The sequence below is a fragment of the Klebsiella sp. 141240 genome (assembly GCF_050600805.1).
Lineage (GTDB): Bacteria > Pseudomonadota > Gammaproteobacteria > Enterobacterales > Enterobacteriaceae > Klebsiella > Klebsiella aerogenes.
Genome location: NZ_JAQIRK010000003.1, coordinates 306423 through 328617 on the forward strand (window position 1 = coordinate 306423; position 22195 = coordinate 328617).

A 22195-nucleotide genomic window follows, 5' to 3' on the forward strand; every position below is an offset into this window, starting at 1 on the left:
TCCCGGCATTCAGCAGTTAGTGATAAGTGTATCGATTGAATCAATGACCCCCTGACGCGCACAACTCAGATTACAGACGAAATCCTGTGGCTGGATTCGTTTATTATTTAAATTACTGATCATCGGCGTACAAAGTAAAAAGCTGTCAAACTCTATATTTATCCTTGGGGCGACATGCTGATGCCAACGAGGTAACTGTCGCGCCCGCATTAAAGGAATAATGACTCTAGTGGCCAGGTCAGCATAGTAATCATTCTGCACTATCATATAATACGGCAGGGTGTTATTTGTTTGTGCAGAACAATTTCGATAGACATTGAATTGTTCAAGCATCATAGCACCCTGAAAAATTCATCATCTGTGAGAGTACCTGCTTTTGCAATAAATTCATTCATTGCGGCAATGAATTCCTTATGCTGTTGCTGTTTATCGGCTTCTCGTAAATCCTTTCCTGCCTGCGCTGACTCCTTCTGGGCTGGCACGTCAATACATCTTTTACGTAGCGTATTACTTTTCATCGTAGGCTCCTTACTGGTGGTTCAGTGATTATTCTCTTTACTCACATAAAAATAAACCTCAGCAGTAAGTTTAATATTTATTTTGCGAGCCGGATTCCAGCGCAACGCAACAGATGAAATATTAACGTTTGTTGTAATAACCCTTTGCGCAGGGGGAATACTGCGCAAAGGTGATAAAACCATTCCATTAAAATTTCTCAGGAATAAACCGGAAAGGAAAATGAGTCGGTTTCACTTTGCCAATTTTACGTTTCGGTAGGGTAATGTGTTCCGTTGGTAGAGACTCGTAGGGGATCTGCGAAAGCAGGTGGGTAATAATATTCAGGCGCACGCGTTTTTTATCTTCCGAGCGGGCGACAAACCACGGCGCCCAGGCGGTATCGGTGGCGGCAAACATCGCATCGCGCGCTGCGGTGTAATCATCCCAGCGGTTGAAAGATTTAATATCCATCGGCGATAGTTTCCAGATTTTGCGTCCGTCATCAATACGGTCGCGCAGGCGCCGTTCTTGTTCCTGCGGCGTCACCTCCAGCCAGTATTTCAGTAAAATAATGCCGGAATCGACCATCCCACGCTCCACCATTGGTGCGCCGTCGAGGAATTTTTGCACCTCCTCCTCGGTACAAAATCCCATCACCCGTTCAACGCCGGCCCGGTTGTACCAGCTGCGATCGAAAATCACTATCTCCCCGGCGGCGGGAAGATGCTTGATATAGCGCTGAAAATAGAGCTGGCTGCGTTCGCGCTCGGTTGGGGCGGGCAGGGCGACAACACGGAAAACCCGCGGGCTGACGCGTTCGGTTATCGCTTTGATGGTGCCGCCTTTGCCGGCGCCATCGCGTCCCTCGAATACGATGCATACCTTAAGCCCTTTATGCACGACCCACCGCTGTAGCTTGACCAACTCGACGTGCAGTTTACGTAACGCCTGCTGATACGCTTTCTCGCTTAACGGCTCCGTTTTGGCGGGTATGACGGGCGCAACGGCTTTCTTCTTGTTTCCCATGGCTGTCCTCATGCGTGGTGGCCTGAAAGGCAGGTCGCTGTTTAAAGTGTAATCAGACCCAGGCAAAGCGGCGGAAAACTTCTCATCTGCCTGAGAGAAAAGATAAGCATTAAGCGCGCCATCTCACTGCTGCTTAATCAGGAATCGGGTAGGATAGGCTGGTTAATTAACTGAAATCATTCAGGGAGAGAGTATGTCGAATAAACTTCTGCAAGTGCACTTTGCTTTTAGCGGCCCGTTTGGCGATGAAATGTCGACGCAATTAGCCGAACTCGCGCAATCTATTAACCACGAGCCCGGTTTTATCTGGAAGATCTGGACGGAGAATAGCGCTACGCAGGAAGCCGGTGGCATATATCTGTTTGAAGATGAACAAAGCGCGCAGGCTTATGCGAAAAAACACGCCGCCCGCCTGCAGCAATTTGGTGTGCAGGAGATGTTCTACAAAATTTTCGACGTCAATTTACCGCTAAGCCAGATTAACCGCGGGCCGCTCAATTAAAATGAGACCGTGGTTACATATAGCGTTCAAACTGCCAGGCCGCCACGGCTTCGAGGATAAATAGCCCGGATACCACGATTCCCGCCACGCGATGGCGGGAATAGAAAAGTATTCCCGCGACCACGGCTAACACCGGTAACGTAATGGGCCAGCAGGCGACAATAGTAATCCAGGCAATGATCAGATAATCCTTCATCATGGCGAATACTCCGTGGTCAATGTTTACCGGCGCGAACGCTGCGCCGGTATAAATCAGAATTCAACGACGCCGCCTTGTTCAATACGGTCAATATCATTGGTGACAGGATTCACCTTTTCGTTGTAATAGGTGTAGGCATTAACGTCGGGGGTCATCGTTAATTTTGGTTGTTCCGTTTTCGATTCAGGCGATTCTGTCTGTGGATTAGCGGCAAGGTCTGCCGGTTCCGGCGGCGTATAGTGTAACTGGTCGGCGAGACTGCCCGCCGCGAAGGCGCTGGCGTTAATAGAAAGCGCGCTGATGGCGATAATAATTAATTTTTTTAAAGTCATACTTTTCATCCATGAGACGAAACCCGCCACGGCGGCAGGTAAAAAGAGCAAGGGTTAAGATAATACGTAAAAGAAGTTAATGTTTCAAAGCGTAATCGCCCTCTGCTAGTATAAAGTTGCTATTCATCGGCAATTCTTTATGGTAGCTACTTGTATTACCGAGCATTCCCCATGCCCTTGTCGTTAATTTCACATTAATGCAGCAAAATTTTCACTAGTTTTGATCATCTCCGCACTTTTGCACCAGCCCGGTGCGCAAGGTTGCTAAAGTCGTTCTATGTTTAGCTCACTGTCGGTATGGACACCAGCGTTCCCGGCAGGCCACGTGACGGCAACAGACCTCCTGACCTGTAAAGACTGGCGTATTGCCGGGTGGTACCGATTGCGGTCACGCTACGCGACTATTAGTAATCGATCTGGCGATACCTCTCTTCCTGGCGGGTTTTTTGCTTTATCTACCGAAGCCGCTACGGCTTATTCCAGCATTGGCACGTTACGCTGTAAGTGGTTTTTACTGCGCCAGTTTATGGCGTCTGTTCGATATCGCTGAGGACTATCCGAATGTCTTTAAAACTTAAAAAGTTGACTCTGCATTTTGCAATAGCAGGTTGTTTGAGCGCGGCATTTTACGCACAGGCGGATGTGAAGATTGGCGTGGCCGGCCCCTTTACCGGGCCGAATGCGACCTATGGCGCCCAATACTGGAAAGGGGCATCGCAGGCGGCGGCTGATATTAATGCCGCCGGGGGAATTAAAGGCGAAAAAATTGTGCTGGTGCAGGGCGATGATGCCTGTGAACCCAAGCAGGCGGTGGCGGTGGCTAACCGCCTGGTTGACGACTCCGGCGTCTCGGCGGTGGTAGGCCACTTCTGCTCTTCCTCGACAATGCCCGCCTCCGAGGTCTATGACGAAGCCGGGATCCTGACCATCACGCCGGGTTCCACCAATCCGCAAATCACCGAACGCGGAATGAAAGATATGTTCCGCATGTGCGGGCGCGATGACCAGCAAGGGGTGATTGCCGCCAACTACATGCTGGATGTGCTGAAGGCGAAGAAGATCGCCGTCATTCACGATAAAGACACCTACGGTCAGGGATTAGCCGACGCGACGCGTGCGGCGCTCGCTAAACGCGGGACGAAAGAGGTGTTGTATGAAGGCTTATCCCGCGGGGAAAAAGATTTCAATGCCCTGGTAACTAAAATCGGCGCCCTGAAACCGGATGTGGTTTATTTTGGCGGCTGCCATCCGGAAGCCGGCCCGCTGGTGCGCCAGATGCGCGAGCAGGGCGTCCAGGCTAAGTTCTTCTCCGGCGACTGCGTGGTGACCGAAGAGTTGGTTACCGCCGCGGGCGGGCCGCAGTTTACTAATGGCGTGTTAATGACCTTCGGTAAGGATCCGCGCACCATTCCTGAAGGTAAAGCGGTGATCGACAAATTCCGCGCCAGCGGTTTTGAACCGGAAGGCTATACCCTTTACGCCTATGCGTCCATTCAGGCTATCGCCGCCGCCTATAACGCCGCCGGTACCGATAATGCCAAAGCCAGCGAATGGTTGAAAAACCACAGCGTCGATACCGTGATGGGTAAAAAAGCCTGGGACGGCAAAGGCGACCTGAAAGTATCGGATTACGTGGTTTATCAATGGGATGATAAAGGCAAATATCATCAGCTGTAACCCAGGATTGTAGTGCGCATAACGCCCTCATCAGAGGGGCGTCGTACCACCGTAAGCAGCAGACGTTAAGGCCTCTGCGTCTGCTGCACCTTGACTGGCAGGATGGTTCCTATGGCGGCATTCTTTCTGCAACAACTGATCAATGGCTTAACGCTTGGCGCGGTATATGGGCTTATCGCCATTGGCTACACCATGGTTTATGGCATCATCGGTATGATTAACTTCGCCCACGGCGAGGTATATATGGTCTCAGCCTACCTGTGCGCTATCGGGCTGGCGCTGCTGGCCTACTTCGGTATTCACTCTTTCCCGCTGCTTATTTTCGGCACGCTGGTGTTTACGATTATCGTCACCGGGGTGTACGGCTGGGCCATCGAACGCATTGCTTATCGGCCGCTACGGAATTCAACGCGTCTGGCGCCGCTGATTTCGGCAATCGGCATGTCGCTGATTTTACAAAACTACGTGCAACTGAGTCAGGGCCCTAATCAACAGGGGATCCCGACGTTGATGCACGGCGTATTGCGGATTACGGTAGGTGATGGCGTGGTGCAAATCACCTGGACCAAAATCTTCATCCTGCTCGCCGCTTTCGTCGGCATGGTGGTGCTGAGCTGGATAATCAACCATACGCAGCTTGGGCGGGTATGCCGAGCGACCCAGCAGGACCGGCGGATGGCGGCCATTCTCGGCATTAACACCGATCGGGTGATCTCGCTGGTATTTATGATTGGCGCGGCCATGGCGGGACTCGCCGGGGTACTGGTGACCATGAATTACGGCACGTTTGATTTTTATATCGGTTTTATTATCGGCATTAAGGCCTTCACCGCCGCGGTACTGGGCGGGATCGGTTCGCTGCCGGGGGCGATGCTTGGCGGCCTGCTGCTGGGCGTCGCCGAGGCGCAGTTCGCTGGGTTAGTAAACTCGGATTATAAGGATGTCTTCTCGTTCGCATTGCTGGTGGCGATTCTGATTTTCCGTCCGCAGGGGCTTCTGGGCCGTCCTGTTGTGGCCAAGGTCTAAGGGGGGCATATGACCGATATTTCCCGTTTAGACGGCATCGACGTCAAGCGCAGCCTTATCGATAGCGTGCTGGCCGGTTTATGCGCGCTGATAGTCTTTGGCCCGATCGTGGGGATCGTGCTGAAGGGGTACAGTTTTACGCTTTCCCCACAGCGCGTCATCGTGCTGGTAGCGGTGGTAATGGTGGGGCGTCTGCTGCTCAGCCTGCTTTTGCAAACCCGCAGGGGAAAGCGGTTTGTCGGACGTTTTGAAGGCAACGACCAGGGGGTATTCGTCCGCCCCCCTGGCTATCGTAGTCGGCTACGTTTTGTCCTGCCGCTGCTGGCGATTGCGGCTATCGCTTTCCCGTTAATGGCCAGTAAATACCTGCTCACCGTGGCGATCCTCGGGCTTATCTACGTCCTGCTGGGGCTGGGATTAAACATCGTGGTGGGTCTCGCGGGGTTACTTGATTTGGGGTACGTCGCCTTTTACGCCATTGGCGCCTACGGTCTGGCGCTCGGCTATCAATACCTTGGCTTGGGGTTCTGGGCAATGTTGCCGCTGGGGGCGGTGATGGCGGCGCTGGCGGGGGCGTTATTGGGTTTTCCGGTTTTACGAATGCATGGCGACTACCTGGCTATTGTGACTCTGGGATTCGGCGAAATCATCCGTCTGGTGCTCAACAACTGGGTAAGTTTCACCGGCGGCCCCAACGGCGTTTCGGTGCCGTCGCCAACGCTTTTCGGCCTCGAGTTTGCCCGGCGAGCCAAAGAGGGCGGTACCCCGATTCATGAATTTCTGCATATCGCCTACAACCCCAACCTTAAATTTATTTTTATCTATGCCGTGTTATTTATCGTGGTACTGATGGTGCTGCTGATAAAGCACCGCCTGACCCGAATGCCGATTGGACGTGCCTGGGAGGCGCTGCGGGAAGATGAAATCGCCTGCCGGGCGATGGGGCTGAATCACGTACTGGTTAAGCTGTCCGCGTTTATGCTCGGCGCCTCGACGGCCGGCATCGCCGGTATCTTTTTCGCCACTTATCAGGGCTTCGTGAACCCGACGTCGTTTACCTTTTTCGAGTCGGCGCTGATTCTCGCTATCGTGGTATTAGGCGGCATGGGCTCGACATTGGGTGTTGTGCTGGCGGCTTTCGTGCTGACTGTCACGCCGGAGCTGCTGCGTGGCTTTGACGAATACCGGGTTCTGCTCTTTGGCGTGCTGATGGTCCTGATGATGATCTGGCGGCCGCGCGGGCTGGTGCGTACCGGGCGTACCGGGGTGGAAATCCGCAAAGGAGTCGCGCCATGAGCGATGCAATATTGCAGGTCGAGCATCTGATGATGCATTTTGGCGGGATTAAAGCGCTGAATGATGTCAATCTCGAGGTTGAACGCGGATCGATCACCGCCCTGATTGGCCCGAACGGCGCGGGCAAGACCACGGTGTTCAATTGCCTGACCGGATTTTACCGCGCCAGCGGCGGCGCCATTCGGCTTAATGCCCGGCAACGAATAACCGATGTGATTCAGGTTCTCGGGCAGAAACTGCATGCCGATGATTTTTTCCATCCCGCGCGCCTGGGGCGGCGGATGTACTACAAAATGTTCGGCGGCGCGCATCTGGTCAACCGCGCCGGGCTGGCGCGTACCTTCCAGAACATCCGCTTGTTTCGCGAAATGACGGTGATTGAAAATCTGATGGTGGCCCAGCATATGCAGGTCAACCGCCATCTGATCGCCGGGATCCTGAATACCCGAGGCTATCGGCAGGCGGAGAACCGCGCATTAGAGCGGGCCTTTTACTGGCTGGAAGTGGTGGAGATGGTCGACTGCGCCAATCGACTGGCGGGAACGCTCTCTTATGGCCAGCAGCGGCGACTGGAGATCGCCCGCGCGATGTGTACCGGGCCGGAAATACTGTGTCTTGACGAACCCGCAGCCGGACTCAATCCGGCGGAAACGCGCGCCCTGAGCCGGATTATTCGTTTTCTGCGAGAACATCATGGCGTCACCATACTGCTGATCGAACATGATATGAGCATGGTGATGGAAATCTCCGATCGTGTGATTGTACTCGACCACGGCGATGTTATTGCTCATGGCACCCCGGCTGAGATCCAATCCAACCTGAGCGTGATCGCCGCATACCTTGGTACCGATGAACAGGAGATCGCCTGATGAGCCAACCGTTGCTGGAATTTCGCGAGGTTAATGTTTTTTACGGGCAAATTCAGGCGCTGAAGTCGGTATCGCTAACGGTCAATGAAGGCGAAACGGTGGCGTTAATCGGCGCTAACGGCGCCGGAAAATCCACGCTGCTGATGTCCATTTTCGGCCAGCCGCGGATTACCGATGGCAGTATTATCTATCGCGGACATGATATTAGCCGCCAGTCGACGCACTATATCGCCACCAACGGTATTGCCCAGGCGCCGGAGGGACGGCGCATTTTTGCCGATATGACGGTGGAAGAGAACCTGCTGATGGGCACTATTCCCATTGGTAATCGTTATCAGAATGAAGATAAAGCGCGGATGTATCAGCTGTTTCCACGGCTGGAAGAGCGTCGCGCGCAGCGGGCGATGACGCTCTCCGGCGGCGAGCAGCAAATGCTGGCGATCGCCCGCGCGCTGATGAGTCGGCCAAAGCTATTACTATTAGATGAACCGAGCCTGGGTCTGGCGCCGCTGGTGGTGAAGCAAATTTTCAGCATCTTGCGCGAGTTGACCGCCCAGGGGATGACGCTGCTACTGGTGGAGCAAAATGCGTACCACGCGCTAAAACTGGCTAACCGCGCGTATGTGCTGGTCAACGGCGAAATACGTCTGAGCGGTAGCGGCGCAGAGTTGCTGGATAACCCGGAAGTCAGAAATGCTTACCTGGGGATGGGTTAAGTTTTCGTCAGTCGTAGGGGGAGAAAACAGGGTGTGAAATCGGTTACACTAACGTTGTGAATGCACATTAAAGTGACCGACTAGATGAAGAAAACGATTTTTTCCTTAGCGCTGGGAACCTTTGGCCTCGGAATGGCGGAGTTTGGCATCATGGGGGTATTGCCGGAAATCGCCCATGATGTCGGTATTACCATCCCCGCGGCCGGCAACATGATCTCCTGGTACGCCTTTGGCGTGGTGTTTGGCGCGCCTGTCATGGCGTTGTTTTCCAGCCGTTTTTCGCTGAAATCGGTGATGCTGTTTCTGGTGGCGCTATGTGTGGCAGGCAACGCGTTATTTACCTGCTCCTCAAGTTATCCCATGCTGGCGCTCGGTCGCTTTATTTCAGGTTTTCCTCACGGCGCTTATTTTGGCGTCGGGGCGATTATTTTGTCGAAAATCGCCTCGCCGGGCAGGGTTACCGCGGCGGTCGCCGGGATGATAGCGGGAATGACGGTGGCGAACCTGCTTGGCGTACCGGCTGGCACCTGGCTTGGCCATCAGTTCAGCTGGCGCTATACCTTCACGGCCATCGCGCTATTTGATGTGCTGGTGCTATTGGCGATACTGCGCTGGGTGCCGACGCTATATGACAAATCCGCCTCCCGGCTCAGCGAACAATTCCATTTCCTTAAATCCCCGGCGCCGTGGTTTATTTTCGCCGCCACGATGTTCGGCAATGCCGGCGTTTTTGCCTGGTTTAGCTATATCAAGCCCTTCATGATGAATGTCTCCGGCTTTAGCGAGTCGGCGATGATGCTAATTATGATGCTGGTCGGATTGGGGATGGTTTTAGGTAATCTCTTTAGCGGCAGGATCTCTGGACGCTACAGTCCGCTGCGTATTGCGGCGATGACCAACGGCGTCATTGTCGCGGCGTTACTGCTCATCTTTGCCTTCGGCATACAGCCTCTGGCTTCGCTGGCGCTGGCGTTTATCTGCTGCGCCGGGCTCTTCGCACTCGCCGCGCCGCTGCAAATATTACTGCTACAAAATGCCAGAGGCGGCGAAATGCTCGGAGCGGCGGGCGGGCAGATAGCGTTTAACCTCGGCAGCGCGATTGGCGCCTACTGCGGCGGGATGATGATTACCTTTGGCGCGGGTTGGCGTTCGGTTGCGCTGCCGGCGGCAGCGCTGTCGTTCCTGGCGATGAGTTCATTGCTGCTGTATGCGCGATATCAGCGGCGGGTAACGCGTCATCGCGTTACTCAGGCAGAGCAGGCCTGATTAATCTCGCCACGGTTCGCCAAGGGTTAGCATCAGGCGGTTAGCCCAGGCGAAGAATGCCGCCGATTGCAGCAAGTCCAGCTGTTCGACGATATCCAGCCCTTGCTTCTCCAGCGCGCTGAGATGCGCTGGGGTTATCGCGGGCGGGGTAACGGAAAGCGCGGCGGCGGCGTCAATCTCCGCCTGCCAACGCGGCCCTTGACCATCGCTGAGATTTTCCCCAGGCGTCACCGCCAGCAGGGTCTCCACCGCTCGCTCATCTTTTGCCAACTGCGCCGCCTTGCGCGCGTGTACCGACGCGCAGTAGATGCAGCCGTTGATTTTGCTGGCCACCGTTGCCGCCAGTTCACGTTCGGCACGCGGCAATCCCCCCGGCGTATAAAAGATCCCTTTATCGGTTAGCGTGCGCTGTTCAAGCACCGGTTGGTTACGCGCCAGCAGGCGGAAGTAGGGGGAGTCACTGTGGCCGAACTGCGCCAGTAGCGCCTGCTCGGCGTGATTAAATTCAGCAAGCGGCTTATCGGCAATCCACGGTTCCCAGTGTAATTCATCGCGCGTAAAGGCCACCGGCGCAGGTTTACCGCTGGCCGTCCTGGGATGAGTGTGCCAGTATCCGGCGACCACCGGGGTCTCGGCTTCGGAAATTGATTTACCATTTAACAAACGCAAGCCGCTCAGTAATCGGCTTTGAAAACTGACAAACGCAATAAGCTGTGCCAGCGTCACAATGCCGCGCAGGCTCCAGCCCGCGTCGCTGAGCGTTTGTAACGCCGCTGACGTCGCTTCCACCGGGGTGAAGGTCAGCAGGCGGGCAAATCCCAGCGCGGCGGCAAGCCGTGGGGTTGTCGGGTCGGCAAGGCCGAAACCGGCGTAATGCGCCGCCAGCGCATCTGCCTGATGAAGTCTGGCCACTTTTGCGGCGATGGCGAAACGTTCCTCGAGCGGAAAATCCTCATCCTGTTGGCTAAATAGCACCTCGTAGCTTCCCTGGGCGTGGCGGGTCGCAGCGTCGCGCAACGCGCGGGCCTTGCCCAGCGGTGAATCGGCGGCGATCTCCGCCAGTTCAGCCAAAATATCCTGACTTAAGCTCATAGCGACTCCTTATCTGAATTGCGGGGCAATGTGTTTAGCGATGAGTTCGATAGAACGCAGCGTGTCCTGATGCGATGGCTCCACCGAATGGACCTGAAACGAAATGTCAGTCACGCGGGTTAGCACGCTATCTTTGGCAAGCGATGCAAGCACATGTGGCGCATCGCCAATATGGGCATCAAGCTGGCGGGCATAATCCGTGACGTTGTCACCAATGATCTCATGCCCGGCAGCGCGATGGGCTGCCGCCTGTTTACTTAATCCTGGCTCCGCGGTCTGTAGCGCGTACGCCTGGCTGTCGGCAATAAACGCGGTACGGGAGGCCAGAATTCGCGGCGACACGCCGGCAGGCAGCGCGGCGAGGTAGGCATCGATAATCGGGTTCTGAATCGCATCCAGCGGCAGCTCGCTTTGACCTGGCGGGCGCGGCTGCGTGCGCGATAGCATCAACCCGTGGCCGGATTTAGCGGCCCGAATAGCGCCTTCAATCGAAAAGGTGGCGATCCAAATTCGCTCCGCCAGCTGCGGCGCGGGCGGATAAAGATGATTGTCCGGATGAGCCAACGTATCGCCGCGCCAGGCGCTTTCAATCAAATGCAGATGATCGGCGAAGACCGCGCCGCGTTGTTCGCAGGCCAGGCCAAAGGGGAGAAAGGAGGTTGGCGTCCCGCCGGAACCAAAACCCACTTCCAGGCGACCATCAGCGAGTAAATCTAACACTGCCGCGTCTTCCGCGACGCGCAGTGGGTTTTCCATCGGCAGTGTAATGATGGCGGTACCGAGACGGATCCGTTGCGTATGGGCCGCCGCGTGGGCAAGAAACACCAGCGGCGACGGTAAACCGCCTTCATTTTCATGGAAATGGTGTTGCGCCACCCAGGCGCTATCAAAGCCCAGCCGTTCCGCGTGGCGGATCTGCTCTGTCGCCAGGCGATAGCGCTCTTGCGGCGTGGCGCGGTCAAGTAGGCGGGTGAAAAATCCGAGGCGTTTAGGCATCATGCAATCTCCGTGCTGGGTGCGTGATAATGAGGAATGGCGGCAAGCAGCTCGCGGGTATAGTCGCGCTGCGGCGCGGCGAACAACTGCTTAACCTCGCCTTGTTCGATGACTTGCCCGGCGCGCAGTACCGTCACGCTATGGGCGATGCGGCTTACCGTCGCCAGATCGTGGGTGATGAACAGATAACTCAACCCTAGCTGTTGCTGTAATTGCAGCAACAGGGCGAGAATTTGCGCCTGCACCGTGACATCCAGCGCTGAGGTGGCCTCATCAAGCACCAGAATCGTGGGGTCGAGGATCAACGCCCTGGCGATAGCGACCCGCTGACGCTGGCCGCCGGAGAGCTCGCGAGCGGTTCGGTTGAGTAGCTCCGGCGCCAGCGCGACGCGGGCGGCGACGGACTCTACCCGTCGACGCCGCGTATCTTTGGTCAGGCGCTGAAAATTCTTCAACGGCTCTTCGATGATGTCGAACAGGGTCTGGCGGGGATCGAGGGAGGCGAAAGGGTTTTGATAAACAAACTGAATTTTGCGCCGCAGCTGGCGCTGGGCCTCGCGGCTCAATTGTCCGCTGGCAATACCATCGATGGTCACCTGTCCGCTATCGGCCTGCTCAAAACCCAGCAAGACGCGGGCGAGGGTGGTTTTTCCTGAACCCGATTCGCCGACCAGCGCATGGGTACTGCCACGCGGTAAAATAAAGCTTACGTTATCCAGCGCCTGGAGATGACTCCCTCCTAACGCAAAGCGTTTGCTCAGGCCTTCAACCCGTATTGCCGGCGTAACAAACGGGCGAATGGCGGTGGTTAAGTGCAGGTTCTGTCCCTGCAGATCGCACAGCAACTGGCGGGTATAGCCGTGCTGCGGGGTGCGAATCACATCACCCGTATTGCCCTGCTCCTGAATTTCACCGTGACGAAAGACTACCAGCCGGTCGGCACGCTGCGCCGCCAGCGCGAGGTCATGAGTGACAAATAGCACCGCGGTGCCGGATTCACGACGCAGATGATCGAGCAGATCGAGGATTCTTTTTTGGACCGTCACGTCGAGCGCGCTGGTGGGTTCGTCGGCAATAATCAAATCCGGCTTCAGGGCGATGGCAATGGCGATCAGCACCCGCTGTTTCATACCGCCGGAGAGCTGGTGCGGATATTGGTCTACGCGCAGCTCAGGATGGCTTAAGCCGACTTTTTCCAGCAGGGCGATAACTTGCTGTCGACGCTCCGTTTTACTGCTTTTTTGATGCAGGCGGAGTATTTCGCCGACCTGTGCGCCAATGGTTTGCACCGGGTTCAGCGAGTTGCCGGGATCCTGCGGCACCAGGCTGATTCTGGCCCCGCGCAGGCTATCCAGCCGCTTGCCAGACCAGCGGCTAATCTCTTCACCGTTGAGGCGAACCGCCCCGGCATCGAGGCGGGCGTTTTCCGCCAGCAGGCCGATAATCGCCTGAGCGGTTGTCGTTTTACCCGAACCGGATTCGCCGACGAACGCCAGCATCTCGCCGCGTTTAACCGTAAAACTCACCCGATGAACCACTTCGCGCCACTGCCCGCCCGAGCAGTAGCTAATGGTCAGGTTTTCTACGCTAAGCACGTTCATCGGCGATCCCTATTGAGTTGTTGGCTGATACGATTGGCTGCCAGTACCACGGCAATGACCGCGATCCCTGGGAAAGTGGTGAGCCACCAGGCGGTGGAAAGATAGTTACGTCCCTCGGCGATGAGTAATCCCCATTCCGGCACCGGCGGCGGAGTGCCGTAGCCGAGGAAACTCAGGGTTGAGAGGGCGAGAATAGCCTGGCCGAATTGTAGGGTGGCGAAAGCCAGCACCGGCGAAAGCGAGTTAGGCAGAATATGCCGCCAGAATACGGCTAAAAAAGTGCCTCCACTTCCGTAGGCCGCTTCGACATAGTCGCTGTGACGAATGCGGACGACTTCGGCGCGCGACAGACGGGCGAAACTGGCGATAGCGGCAACCCCGACCGCCATGGCGGCGTTCAGGGTGCCAAAACCGAGCAGTATGATTACCGTTAGCGAAAGCAGGAGCGAGGGGATAGCCAGCAGAATATCGACAATCCGCATGACGACCGCTTCGACCCGTCCGCCCAACGCGCCGGCAACAGTGCCCAACGCGGTGCCGACAACCAGTCCCATGGCGACGGTGGCCAGGGCCGCGGAAAGCGAATGCCCAGCGCCGTAGACGATGCGGCTCCACACATCGCGCCCGAGCTGGTCGGTACCCAACCAGTGTCCGGCCTGCGGCGCCAGACGCTGAGCGCCGGCGATGCCGTCGAGCGGATTAAACGCGGTGAACCATTGCGGCGCGCAAGCCATTAGTACCGCAACCGTCATCACCGACCATGCCAGCCACAGCCCCGGCTGCAAGGAAAAACGGCGCCAGTTGACCGGACGGCGTCGCACCGCCGAGGCGTAATCGACCAAACTCATAGCGCACCTCCGCGCAGGGGTTTTAAGCGCGGGTCGAGCATCGGCATCAGCAGATCGACCAGCAGATTGATCGCGACAAAGCCCAGCGCTGAAATCATCACCACGGCCTGAAGAATGGCAATATCCTGATTATTCACCGCCTGTTGCGTCAGTTGGCCGAGCCCGCTGCGGCCAAAAACGGTTTCGGTAATTAAGGCCCCGGCAATCAGTTCTCCCAACAGCAGGCCGGCAATGTTTAATGTCGGCAACAGGGCATTACCGATGACATGCCGCCATAACACCCGCGTTTCGCTCATTCCCTTGGCACGAGCAACGGCAACGAAGGGTTGTGCGGCGATATGATCCATGGCGCGTAACAGAATTTGCGCCAGCGGCGCGGAAATCGGTATCGCCACCGCGATAACCGGCAGCACCAGCCCTTGCAGTGGTCCGGGATTGATAACCGGAACCCAGTGCAATTGGAATGAAAAGATCTGGATTAAGGCGATGCCGAGCCAAAAGGTCGGCAGTGAAATAAACAGCACCGGCAACGACTGTAGCAAATTGCTGATACCGCGTAGCCCCGGCAAACGCGAAGCGATAGCGATCGCAAAGGCCAGCAGAACCGCCAGCGCAAAGGCCGGCAACGCCAGCGCCAGCGTGTCGGGTAAATTGCTGGCAATCAGGGAACTGACAGGCAGTCCCGCCTGCAGTGAATAGCCGAAATCCCCCCGCAGCATGGCCAATAAAGTGTGGAAATATTGCCGCCACAGCGGACTGTCAGCACCATAGGCCACGCGCATTTCGGCGATCTGTTGCGGACTCAGCCCCAGATCGGGGTTCTGAAACTTAATCAAAATCGCGTCGCCGGGCAGGATCTGCAGCAGAAAAAAGGTCAGGGTGAAGGCCGCCCACAGCACCAGCACGCCTTGTCCCAACCGTCGCCAAAGATAGTGGCTCATGGCGCCCCCTTAGTGTTTATCCAGCCATACGCCGTAAAACGACGGACGGCCTACGGCTTCAAAACGTACGCCTTTTACCCATGACGCGCCGGCAAAGACCTGCGGTTCTTCAAAGATAGGAATGACGTAGGCGTTATCCAGCAGGTAACGCTGTGCATCGCCAGTTAGCTGCAGACGCTTTTGCCCATCCACTTCGGCAGAGATTGCGGTTAACAGGGCGTTGAGCTTATCGTCACGGAAGGTTTTTACTTTGTCGCTCGAACCGCCCTGTTGCAGTAGGGCATCGCGGTTGGCGGGGAAGAACATACTCTTCACCACATCCGGGTCGGCGCGGCCGACTTCAGAAACGGTCAATGGCGTTTTCAGCGGGTCGAGATTATCCAGTACCCGGCTGCCGGCGTCGCCGGCTTTCACGCTTAAGGCCACGCCAACCTGACGCCACTGCTGCGCGACCAGCTGTAGCACCTCTTTGTTCTGCGGCTGCGGTAGGGATTCATAGACGGTTAGCGCCAGCCGTTGTCCCGCTTTTTGTCGGATACCATCCGCGCCCGCTGTCCAGCCCGCCTCATCCAGCAGCTGTTTAGCTTTCTGCTGATCGAAGGCCAGTTTGTCGCTCAAATCGACGTATCCCGCCGCGGTGCGGGCGATAACGGAACTTGCCTGCGGATAGTTTGGCGAGAAAAGGGTCTCAACAATCTGTTTGGCGTTGGTCGCATGCAGTAATGCCTGGCGTACTCGCTGGTCGGCAACCAGCGGGTTATCCGGACGGAAGCTCAGGCTATCGTTAACGCCGCGCGTCGGCGCGGCATAAATATTAAAGCCCTGGTCGGTTGCCTGTTTTTCATCATAGGCCTGCACCTGGCGAATAAATCCGGCCTGTCCCGCCAGCAGCGCGCCAATACGTACGCTATCTTCCGGCGTTACGATATAGGTAATGCCGTCGAGGTTCGCCGGGCCTTGCTGAGCAAGATTTTTCGGCCCCCATTGATAATCTTTACGCGCCACCAGCGTTAATTCGCGTCCCGGTTTTTCATCTTTTACCGTAAAGGGGCCTGAACCGATGATATTGCGGGCATCGCCCAGCGCCTCAAAGCTCCGCGCCAGGGTGCTGAGGGAAACCAGCCCGGAGCCAATCGTTGCGGTCCCTTGCAGGAATCCCGGTGAGGGCTTTTTGAAATAGAATTTGACGGTCAACGGATCGATGACTTCACTACGATCGTAATTGTTGATCACTTCGGAAACCGGCAGGCGCAGTGCTTTATTGCCCAAACCGTAGGTATCAAAATTCTTTGCGACCGCATTGGCATCGAGCGGGGTACCGTCAGAGAAGGTGACCCCAGGCCGCAGCTTAAAGGTATATTCGGTCTTCTCGTCGTTGCTACTCCAGCTTTCGGCGATCCACGGCTCGATAGCTAGCGTTTCCGGGTTCTGCCAGGTTAGCTTGTCGGTTATCTGATTGAGGATCCCGCCGTTAGGGTAAAAACCGCCAGCCGGCGGATAGAGATTGGTGTGCGGCTGTTGTTCCAGATAAATTAAGGTGCCGCCTTTGATCGGCGTTTGCGCAGCCGAAACCGAAAACGCGCCTGCGATAAAAAGGGCGGCAAGCGTAGGCAGGCGAAAGCGATTTTGCATGGTGAATTCCTTTGTTATCTATTGTCTTGCCATCATCGGGCGCGACGGAATACAAAGGAACCAACGATTTGCGCTAAGCATTTGCGAAATCTGACTATTCCCAAGATGCGGGAATAGTCAGCAGGTTAGACTTTTTCGTCTGGCAGAGTCAGACAGAATTAACGGCGGAAATCGATAACCATGCGGCCGCGGATTTGCCCCTGTTCCATCTCCTTAAAGATGGCGTTGATATCACCAAGCGGTCGCAGAGTGACTTTCGGCACCACTTTGCCTTCGGCGGCAAACTGGAAGGCTTCAATCAGATCCTGACGGGTACCTACCAGCGAACCTACTACTTCAATTCCGTCCAGCACCAGGCGCGGAATATCGAGGCTCATCGCTTCTGGCGGTAGGCCAACGGCGACGACGCGGCCACCGGCGCGAACCGCATCCACGGCGGAGTTAAATGCCGCTTTGGCAACGGCGGTAACCACGGCCGCGTGGGCGCCGCCGGTTTTCTCCTGAATGATTTTGGCGGCGTCTTCATTGCGTGAATTCACGGTCAGATCGGCGCCCATAGAGGCGGCAAGCTCCAACTGCCCGTCGTTGACATCAACGGCGATCACTTTGGCATTAAAGACGTTTTTGGCATACTGCAGCGCCAGGTTGCCCAGGCCGCCGAGGCCATAAATGGCAATCCACTGGCCGGGTTTGATATGCGAGACCTTCACCGCTTTATAAGTGGTAACGCCGGCGCAGGTGATGCTGCTGGCGGCGGCTGAATCCAGCCCATCCGGTACTTTGACCGCGTAATCAGCGGTGACGATGCACTCTTCGGCCATCCCGCCATCGACGGTATAACCGGCATTTTTCACCGAGCGGCACAGGGTTTCGTTGCCGCTGTTACAGTATTCGCAGTGGCCGCAGCCTTCGAAGAACCACGCCACGCTGGCGCGATCGCCCGGCTTCAGCGACGTCACGCCAGGGCCGACTTTTTCCACGATGCCGATGCCCTCATGGCCGAGAATGACGCCGGTTTTATCGCCGAAATCGCCGTTTTTCACGTGCAGGTCAGTGTGGCAGACCCCGCAGCATTCCATTTTCAGCAGCGCTTCGCCATGCTCCAGCGGGCGTAACTTTTTATCGGTTACATCAATCTGGTGGTCGTGGGTGACTACAGCAGCTTTCATGCGTTTCTCCTTGTTAATGATACGAAGGTGCTAGCAGCGAAAATAATACTCATTAAGGATTAGATCTTATGTCGCTAATTACAAGCGGTATGGTTGGGAATGGGGGGATTTGCCGCATATTTGGCACAATATTCATCCGTTTATACCAATTTTAGGGGGGTTGATCGGCATTGCTCTGCGTGCGTCAGATTTATTGACAGGGGGGAGTGAATGATGGTTGTATTGTGCAACTATCTTTATTCATGGATATCACCATGCCTGACACTTTACTTATCAATCAAATTCGTTCCGCATCACGATTGATGGTGCGCGAGCTCGGTTTTATGAACAGCACGCTGGCGGCGACCGACTATTCGCCTTCCGCGGTGCATGCGCTGCTGGAGATTTCTACTCATGGCGCGATGACCGCCGCGCAACTTGTGCAGGTATTGGGGCTGGACAAATCGAGCGTCAGCCGCATGCTTTCGCGCCTGCAGGCCGCTAACGAGATAGAGGAAAATGGTTGTGTTGATGACGGGCGTTTTAAACAACTCTCATTGACAACCAAAGGGCAGGTGACGGTCACCCGCATTCATGAGTACGGCGCCATGCGGGTGATTGAGGCGCTGGCGCATTTGGATAGCGCACAGCAGCAGATCGTTGCCGAGGGGTTGACGGCCTATTCGTGGGCGCTTGAGCGCTGTCGTCAGCAGCCGGTTACGAGCAGACCAAACGACATCACGATAGTTACCGGCTATCAGCCGGGAATGATTGGCCGCATTGCGCAAATGCACGGTGAGTATTATGCCCATCATTACGGTTTTGGCCATTTTTTTGAAGGTAAAGTCGCCAGCGGTCTGGCTGAGTTTTCTGGCCGTCTGAACAACCAACGTAACCAGATTTGGCTGGCGGTCAAAAATGGCGTCGTCGTCGGCTCTGTCGCCATTGATGGCGAAGATCTTGGTAATAATGAAGCGCATCTGCGCTGGTTTATTCTCGGCGATGGCTGTCGGGGCAGCGGCGTGGGGCGGCGCTTGCTGACTGAAGCCATTAACTTTTGTGATAATCAGCGCTTCGATGCGGTTCAGCTATGGACATTTAGCGGCTTGCAGGCGGCGCGTAAATTATATGAATCCTTTGGGTTTACGCTGAGTAAAGAGTGGCAGGGCGATCAATGGGGGAAGACCATGCTTGAGCAGCAGTTTACCCGCCGCTAAAGCCGTCATGCCACCGGGGCGCTGACGCTCCGGTGGCATAGGCATTTAACTCAACTGTATATTTATCTCCTCAATCTCCTGACGCCACAGCGCCTGTAGCTGCGGCTTCTGATGTTTCGGTTTGCGCTGCAGGTCGTCCGCCAACAACTGCTCCAGCATCACCAGACGTTCCAGCAAATCCTCTTGCAGCTCGTCGACGGACGGCGCCTGCGGCGGCGTTTGCGTCGCCGGGCTCGGAAGGCGCTCGTTGCCGCGCAGACGGGCGTACACCTCGTCGACGTCGTGCCACTCGCTTAACCCGTTTTCATCAATTAACCAGAAGCGGTTACAGCTCTGGCTGATGAGCTGTCGATCGTGGCTAACCAGCAGCAGCCCCCCGGGATACTCCCGCAACGTCGCCGCCAGCGCCTCTTTACCCTCCATATCCAGATGGTTGGTGGGTTCATCGAGTAGCAGCAGGCTATAGCTCGCCAGCGACAGGCCGACAAATAGCAGCCGCGAACGTTCGCCGCCGCTGAGAGTGCTGACCTTCTGTCCGTGTCGCGCCCAGCCGAAGCCGGCGGAAATCAGCGCGCGCTTGCGCGTTTCCGGCGAAGGCTCAAAGGGCTCCAGCGCCTCCAGCAGGCTGGCCTCATCCGCCAGTTGATGCAGGGTTTGATCGTAATAACCCGGATGTAGCCGCGGATGTAAACGCAACCCGGCTTCGGTAGCCGGTTGCTGCATTTGCCGCCATAACAGGCGCAGCAGCGACGATTTCCCGCCGCCGTTGCGCCCCATTATCGCTACCCGGTCGCCGCTTTGCAGCCGCGCCAGACCGGTGGTGAACAGGGCGGGGAGACCGGGCGCCGGCGGCACGGGGAGATTTTCCATCTCCAGCAGACGATCGGCGCGAACGGCGTCGCCATGCACCTCCAGACGCCACGGCGTGCCGGCGGTGAGCTCCGTCTGGCTATCCTTCAAGCGTGAAACCTGTTTTTCCATCTGCTTGGCTTTACGCGCCAGATCTTCGTTATCGTAAACCCGGCCCCAGATGGCCAGCCGTTTGGCGCTGGCAGCGACGCGGTCGATCTCCTTTTGTTCCGCTTTGTGGCGCAGAGCATCGCTTGCATCTTGCTCCTGCAGCGCCCGACGGGCGGCGCTGCAGGGTAGTGAGAAAGCGTGCAGCGTTTTATCGCGTAAAATCCAACTGGTATTAGTTACAGCATCCAGTAAGAGGTTATCGTGCGACACCACCACGAAGCTCCCCTGCCAGGTTTGCAAGAAGCTTTCCAGCCACAGCAGGGTCGGCAGATCGAGATGGTTGCCAGGCTCATCCAGTAACAGCAAATCGGGTTGTTGGATCAACGCGCGGGCGAGCAACAGACGGGTATGTTGTCCGCCGCTCAGGGTGGCGGCTTGCTGTTGGGTCTGTTGAACGGTAAAACCCATTTCAGCGAGCAGCCGCTCCGCTTGCCAGCGCAGCGAATCCCGTTCGCCTGGCGCCAGTTTTTCCAGTACCACCTGCAATAGCGGTTGGCTGAGTAGGGTGTCAGGCAGATGTTGTTCCACGCGCGCCAGCAGGCAGTGATTAGCCCGCGATACGCTGCCTGAATTCGGCGTGAGAGTGCCGTCCAGCACCTGCAATAGCGTGCTTTTCCCGCAACCGTTATAGCCGATAAGGCCAATTCGGTCGCCTTTTTTCAGGGTAAAGGAGAGGTCGTTGAAAAGTGGGCCAAAGGCCGTATCAACGTGGAGAGATTGTGCGCTTAAAAGTGTGCTCATTGTGAACTTACTCAAGAGTTACAGGCATGAGAATGCCTCGTCAAACATCGCTGACGATAACCCGGTAAGCCCGAGGAAGGGATTTAGACGTTGGCTTCTTCGCTCAAGCTAAAGTTATCGCAGCACGATACCGATAACGCTTGAGCTGGTGCGATCGCCAAATGTATGTGAAACATTAAACAGTTCACAGTACAGCATGGGGATCCTCCTTATTTTTTCAGTAGGTTGATGGATGCAGGGAGTGTAGTGGCTAAATTGTCTTTTGACCAGATACCAGCATTGAGGATCGCGCCGCCGGTCTCATCGGCGGCGGGTATGACGGTTAGGCCGGGGCCACGGTGAGAAGTAGGTTGGCAAAACGACGCTGTTCGCCGGAAGCAATGACCAGTTGGGTCAATGGCAACCGGGACTTTGCGTAGAAAGCTTCGCGTTCGACATATTCAAGCGGGCAGTTTGTCGGTAGAAGTTCCCGGTATTCACTGGCGATGGTGTTAGTGAATTCCGCTGGCGATGCCATCAGCGTCGCGTGTTCGACATTAACGCAGGTAAGCAGTTTTTCGACGATATAAGTTGCCGGAACCATGCCTGGCGCGAGGTTGAGCTGAATCAACGTGGCATCGGCATTGGCATTAACGCGACAGGCAAAATTGCTATCCGCGATGAGAATTTGTGATTTATGGCCGCAGCACGCCAGAGCAGCCAGCAGTTGTGGATGGATAATTTCGAATTTGATCATCAGGAACTCCCTGGCGGGCGGCGATTTCTGGCCGCCCGGTTTGCATTACATGCGATAAATTCCGCCGTTAATGTCGATAGTGGCGCCGGAGATAAATCCGTCATACTCGCCGGCAAGGAAAGTGATAGCGCGGGCGACGTCATCGGGCGTTCCCGCGCGCTTAAGCGGAATTTGCCGGATGGTTTCGTCAGCCGAAGCCTGTGTGGTGTGGCGGTTATGAAAACGGGTGCCGAGGATAAGTCCTGGCGCAACCGCATTGACGCGCACGCCGTGCTCGCCCAACTCAGCCGCCAGCGAGCGTGTCCAGGTCAGAATTGCCCCTTTTGTGGTTGAATAGGCGAGAGAACCGGCATGCCCCCCGGAGCGCCCCGCCAGCGAGGCGAGGTTAATAATGCTGGCGCCATCCGTTGCCGATTTAAGCCAGGGAAGCGCCGCCTGGGTGACGTTAAGCATGGTGGTCATATTGACGTCTAACACCGTTTGCCAGAACTGACGATCAATTTCGCCAAGCCACTTACGCCCGACGATCCCGCCAACGTTATTCACCAGGATGTCGATACCGCCGAGGAATTCCGCGGCGGCCTGCACGCAGGCGGTCGCGTCCTCAGTGTCAATCAAATCCGCATAGCGCCAGGCCGCTTTTTGCCCTCGCGCGCTGGCGATAGCCGCCAATTTTTGCGGGCCTTCTTCTCCGCTGTGATAGTGCAAAAAGACATCGCATCCCGCCAGAATCAGTTTTTCCGCCGTAGCCCAGCCGATACCTTGTTCAGAGCCGGTGATAAATGCTTTTTTTCCAATAAGAGTTCCCATGATGTT

At 56.1% G+C, this 22195-nt stretch carries 23 protein-coding genes; 8 read left to right on the plus strand and 15 right to left on the minus strand.

Annotation, left to right across the window (positions count from 1 at the left end):
* Positions 1-9 precede the first annotated feature (9 nt).
* The 3 genes from PGQ95_RS07230 to ppk2 all read right to left on the minus strand — a co-directional run bounded on the left by PGQ95_RS07230 (position 10) and on the right by ppk2 (position 1524).
* Positions 10-336 carry a CcdB family protein gene (locus PGQ95_RS07230; RefSeq protein WP_015705519.1) on the minus strand — a complete coding sequence of 109 codons (327 nt, stop codon included), beginning with the start codon at positions 334-336 and terminating at the stop codon, positions 10-12.
* Positions 333-518 (minus strand): hypothetical protein, encoded by a 186-nt coding sequence (locus PGQ95_RS07235; protein WP_113373308.1) that lies wholly within the window; start codon positions 516-518, stop codon positions 333-335. The genes PGQ95_RS07230 and PGQ95_RS07235 overlap by 4 nt, the downstream gene beginning before the upstream one ends.
* 187 nt (positions 519-705) lie before the next feature.
* Positions 706-1524, minus strand: a complete 819-nt coding sequence (ppk2, locus tag PGQ95_RS07240) for a polyphosphate kinase 2 (protein ID WP_430917489.1) — start codon at positions 1522-1524, stop codon at positions 706-708.
* A 193-nt stretch (positions 1525-1717) separates the two neighbouring features.
* Between ppk2 and PGQ95_RS07245 the strand changes: the two genes are divergently transcribed.
* Positions 1718-2026, plus strand: coding sequence for a monooxygenase (locus PGQ95_RS07245; RefSeq protein ID WP_213793987.1), 309 nt, complete (start codon positions 1718-1720; stop codon positions 2024-2026).
* Between the two features lie 13 nt (positions 2027-2039).
* On the opposite strand, the gene PGQ95_RS07250 is transcribed toward PGQ95_RS07245, so the two are convergent.
* Together PGQ95_RS07250 and PGQ95_RS07255 are read right to left on the minus strand one after the other, a co-directional pair.
* The gene (locus PGQ95_RS07250) at positions 2040-2225 is read right to left on the minus strand and encodes a hypothetical protein (protein ID WP_045382390.1); all 186 of its coding nucleotides are present in this window, start codon (positions 2223-2225) and stop codon (positions 2040-2042) included.
* A 53-nt stretch (positions 2226-2278) separates the two neighbouring features.
* Positions 2279-2557 carry a hypothetical protein gene (locus tag PGQ95_RS07255; RefSeq protein ID WP_087859583.1) on the minus strand — a complete coding sequence of 93 codons (279 nt, stop codon included), beginning with the start codon at positions 2555-2557 and terminating at the stop codon, positions 2279-2281.
* Positions 2558-3118: 561 nt separating this feature from the next.
* Here PGQ95_RS07255 and PGQ95_RS07260 point away from each other — a divergent pair.
* The 6 genes from PGQ95_RS07260 (at position 3119) to araJ (ending at position 9407) form a co-directional block, all read left to right on the plus strand.
* On the plus strand, positions 3119-4234 hold the full coding sequence (locus tag PGQ95_RS07260) for a branched-chain amino acid ABC transporter substrate-binding protein (RefSeq protein WP_015366474.1): 1116 nt from the start codon (positions 3119-3121) through the stop codon (positions 4232-4234).
* A gap of 111 nt (positions 4235-4345) precedes the next feature.
* Positions 4346-5260: an ABC transporter permease subunit gene (locus PGQ95_RS07265; protein WP_032711708.1), complete on the plus strand. Its 915-nt coding sequence runs from the start codon at positions 4346-4348 to the stop codon at positions 5258-5260.
* A 9-nt stretch (positions 5261-5269) separates the two neighbouring features.
* A complete protein-coding gene (gene livM / locus PGQ95_RS07270) occupies positions 5270-6556 on the plus strand; it encodes a high-affinity branched-chain amino acid ABC transporter permease LivM (RefSeq protein WP_430917491.1) in 1287 nt (428 codons plus the stop codon).
* Positions 6553-7425 (plus strand): ABC transporter ATP-binding protein, encoded by an 873-nt coding sequence (locus PGQ95_RS07275; protein ID WP_087859586.1) that lies wholly within the window; start codon positions 6553-6555, stop codon positions 7423-7425. Before livM ends, PGQ95_RS07275 begins: the two co-directional genes overlap by 4 nt.
* A complete protein-coding gene (locus PGQ95_RS07280) occupies positions 7425-8141 on the plus strand; it encodes an ABC transporter ATP-binding protein (protein WP_087859587.1) in 717 nt (238 codons plus the stop codon). The genes PGQ95_RS07275 and PGQ95_RS07280 overlap by 1 nt, the downstream gene beginning before the upstream one ends.
* An 84-nt stretch (positions 8142-8225) precedes the next feature.
* On the plus strand, positions 8226-9407 hold the full coding sequence (gene araJ / locus PGQ95_RS07285) for an MFS transporter AraJ (RefSeq protein ID WP_213793988.1): 1182 nt from the start codon (positions 8226-8228) through the stop codon (positions 9405-9407).
* On the opposite strand, the gene PGQ95_RS07290 is transcribed toward araJ, so the two are convergent.
* The 7 genes from PGQ95_RS07290 to adhP all read right to left on the minus strand — a co-directional run bounded on the left by PGQ95_RS07290 (position 9408) and on the right by adhP (position 17686).
* Positions 9408-10499: an alkylhydroperoxidase domain protein gene (locus tag PGQ95_RS07290; RefSeq protein WP_430917494.1), complete on the minus strand. Its 1092-nt coding sequence runs from the start codon at positions 10497-10499 to the stop codon at positions 9408-9410.
* 9 nt (positions 10500-10508) lie between these two features.
* On the minus strand, positions 10509-11495 hold the full coding sequence (locus PGQ95_RS07295; protein ID WP_183269077.1) for a putative FMN-dependent luciferase-like monooxygenase: 987 nt from the start codon (positions 11493-11495) through the stop codon (positions 10509-10511).
* On the minus strand, positions 11495-13096 hold the full coding sequence (locus PGQ95_RS07300) for a dipeptide ABC transporter ATP-binding protein (protein ID WP_430917496.1): 1602 nt from the start codon (positions 13094-13096) through the stop codon (positions 11495-11497). The genes PGQ95_RS07295 and PGQ95_RS07300 overlap by 1 nt, the downstream gene beginning before the upstream one ends.
* Entirely contained in the window at positions 13093-13944 is an 852-nt protein-coding gene (locus PGQ95_RS07305; RefSeq protein ID WP_430917498.1) for an ABC transporter permease, read from the minus strand. Before PGQ95_RS07305 ends, PGQ95_RS07300 begins: the two co-directional genes overlap by 4 nt.
* Positions 13941-14885, minus strand: coding sequence for an ABC transporter permease (locus PGQ95_RS07310; RefSeq protein WP_430917500.1), 945 nt, complete (start codon positions 14883-14885; stop codon positions 13941-13943). Before PGQ95_RS07310 ends, PGQ95_RS07305 begins: the two co-directional genes overlap by 4 nt.
* 9 nt (positions 14886-14894) lie before the next feature.
* Positions 14895-16517: a TIGR04028 family ABC transporter substrate-binding protein gene (locus PGQ95_RS07315; RefSeq protein WP_430917502.1), complete on the minus strand. Its 1623-nt coding sequence runs from the start codon at positions 16515-16517 to the stop codon at positions 14895-14897.
* A 158-nt stretch (positions 16518-16675) separates the two neighbouring features.
* Positions 16676-17686, minus strand: coding sequence for an alcohol dehydrogenase AdhP (gene adhP / locus PGQ95_RS07320; protein WP_015366486.1), 1011 nt, complete (start codon positions 17684-17686; stop codon positions 16676-16678).
* A 254-nt stretch (positions 17687-17940) separates the two neighbouring features.
* Between adhP and PGQ95_RS07325 the strand changes: the two genes are divergently transcribed.
* Positions 17941-18882, plus strand: a complete 942-nt coding sequence (locus tag PGQ95_RS07325) for a bifunctional helix-turn-helix transcriptional regulator/GNAT family N-acetyltransferase (protein ID WP_430917504.1) — start codon at positions 17941-17943, stop codon at positions 18880-18882.
* Positions 18883-18927: 45 nt separating this feature from the next.
* On the opposite strand, the gene PGQ95_RS07330 is transcribed toward PGQ95_RS07325, so the two are convergent.
* The 3 genes from PGQ95_RS07330 to PGQ95_RS07340 form a co-directional block, all read right to left on the minus strand.
* Entirely contained in the window at positions 18928-20643 is a 1716-nt protein-coding gene (locus PGQ95_RS07330) for an ABC-F family ATP-binding cassette domain-containing protein (RefSeq protein WP_430917507.1), read from the minus strand.
* A 322-nt stretch (positions 20644-20965) separates the two neighbouring features.
* Positions 20966-21379 (minus strand): RbsD/FucU domain-containing protein, encoded by a 414-nt coding sequence (locus tag PGQ95_RS07335; protein WP_045360957.1) that lies wholly within the window; start codon positions 21377-21379, stop codon positions 20966-20968.
* Positions 21380-21424: 45 nt separating this feature from the next.
* A complete protein-coding gene (locus PGQ95_RS07340) occupies positions 21425-22189 on the minus strand; it encodes an SDR family NAD(P)-dependent oxidoreductase (protein WP_087859597.1) in 765 nt (254 codons plus the stop codon).
* Positions 22190-22195: the final 6 nt, after the last annotated feature.

Bases quoted from the DNA above. Each gene is read 5' to 3' on its own strand.
- PGQ95_RS07230 (WP_015705519.1), bottom strand. From the start codon at position 336: ATGATGCTTGAACAATTCAATGTCTATCGAAATTGTTCTGCACAAACA.
- PGQ95_RS07235 (WP_113373308.1), bottom strand. From the start codon at position 518: ATGAAAAGTAATACGCTACGTAAAAGATGTATTGACGTGCCAGCCCAG.
- ppk2 (WP_430917489.1), bottom strand. From the start codon at position 1,524: ATGGGAAACAAGAAGAAAGCCGTTGCGCCCGTCATACCCGCCAAAACG.
- PGQ95_RS07245 (WP_213793987.1), top strand. From the start codon at position 1,718: ATGTCGAATAAACTTCTGCAAGTGCACTTTGCTTTTAGCGGCCCGTTT.
- PGQ95_RS07250 (WP_045382390.1), bottom strand. From the start codon at position 2,225: ATGATGAAGGATTATCTGATCATTGCCTGGATTACTATTGTCGCCTGC.
- PGQ95_RS07255 (WP_087859583.1), bottom strand. From the start codon at position 2,557: ATGACTTTAAAAAAATTAATTATTATCGCCATCAGCGCGCTTTCTATT.
- PGQ95_RS07260 (WP_015366474.1), top strand. From the start codon at position 3,119: ATGTCTTTAAAACTTAAAAAGTTGACTCTGCATTTTGCAATAGCAGGT.
- PGQ95_RS07265 (WP_032711708.1), top strand. From the start codon at position 4,346: ATGGCGGCATTCTTTCTGCAACAACTGATCAATGGCTTAACGCTTGGC.
- livM (WP_430917491.1), top strand. From the start codon at position 5,270: ATGACCGATATTTCCCGTTTAGACGGCATCGACGTCAAGCGCAGCCTT.
- PGQ95_RS07275 (WP_087859586.1), top strand. From the start codon at position 6,553: ATGAGCGATGCAATATTGCAGGTCGAGCATCTGATGATGCATTTTGGC.
- PGQ95_RS07280 (WP_087859587.1), top strand. From the start codon at position 7,425: ATGAGCCAACCGTTGCTGGAATTTCGCGAGGTTAATGTTTTTTACGGG.
- araJ (WP_213793988.1), top strand. From the start codon at position 8,226: ATGAAGAAAACGATTTTTTCCTTAGCGCTGGGAACCTTTGGCCTCGGA.
- PGQ95_RS07290 (WP_430917494.1), bottom strand. From the start codon at position 10,499: ATGAGCTTAAGTCAGGATATTTTGGCTGAACTGGCGGAGATCGCCGCC.
- PGQ95_RS07295 (WP_183269077.1), bottom strand. From the start codon at position 11,495: ATGCCTAAACGCCTCGGATTTTTCACCCGCCTACTTGACCGCGCCACG.
- PGQ95_RS07300 (WP_430917496.1), bottom strand. From the start codon at position 13,096: ATGAACGTGCTTAGCGTAGAAAACCTGACCATTAGCTACTGCTCGGGC.
- PGQ95_RS07305 (WP_430917498.1), bottom strand. From the start codon at position 13,944: ATGAGTTTGGTCGATTACGCCTCGGCGGTGCGACGCCGTCCGGTCAAC.
- PGQ95_RS07310 (WP_430917500.1), bottom strand. From the start codon at position 14,885: ATGAGCCACTATCTTTGGCGACGGTTGGGACAAGGCGTGCTGGTGCTG.
- PGQ95_RS07315 (WP_430917502.1), bottom strand. From the start codon at position 16,517: ATGCAAAATCGCTTTCGCCTGCCTACGCTTGCCGCCCTTTTTATCGCA.
- adhP (WP_015366486.1), bottom strand. From the start codon at position 17,686: ATGAAAGCTGCTGTAGTCACCCACGACCACCAGATTGATGTAACCGAT.
- PGQ95_RS07325 (WP_430917504.1), top strand. From the start codon at position 17,941: ATGCCTGACACTTTACTTATCAATCAAATTCGTTCCGCATCACGATTG.
- PGQ95_RS07330 (WP_430917507.1), bottom strand. From the start codon at position 20,643: ATGAGCACACTTTTAAGCGCACAATCTCTCCACGTTGATACGGCCTTT.
- PGQ95_RS07335 (WP_045360957.1), bottom strand. From the start codon at position 21,379: ATGATCAAATTCGAAATTATCCATCCACAACTGCTGGCTGCTCTGGCG.
- PGQ95_RS07340 (WP_087859597.1), bottom strand. From the start codon at position 22,189: ATGGGAACTCTTATTGGAAAAAAAGCATTTATCACCGGCTCTGAACAA.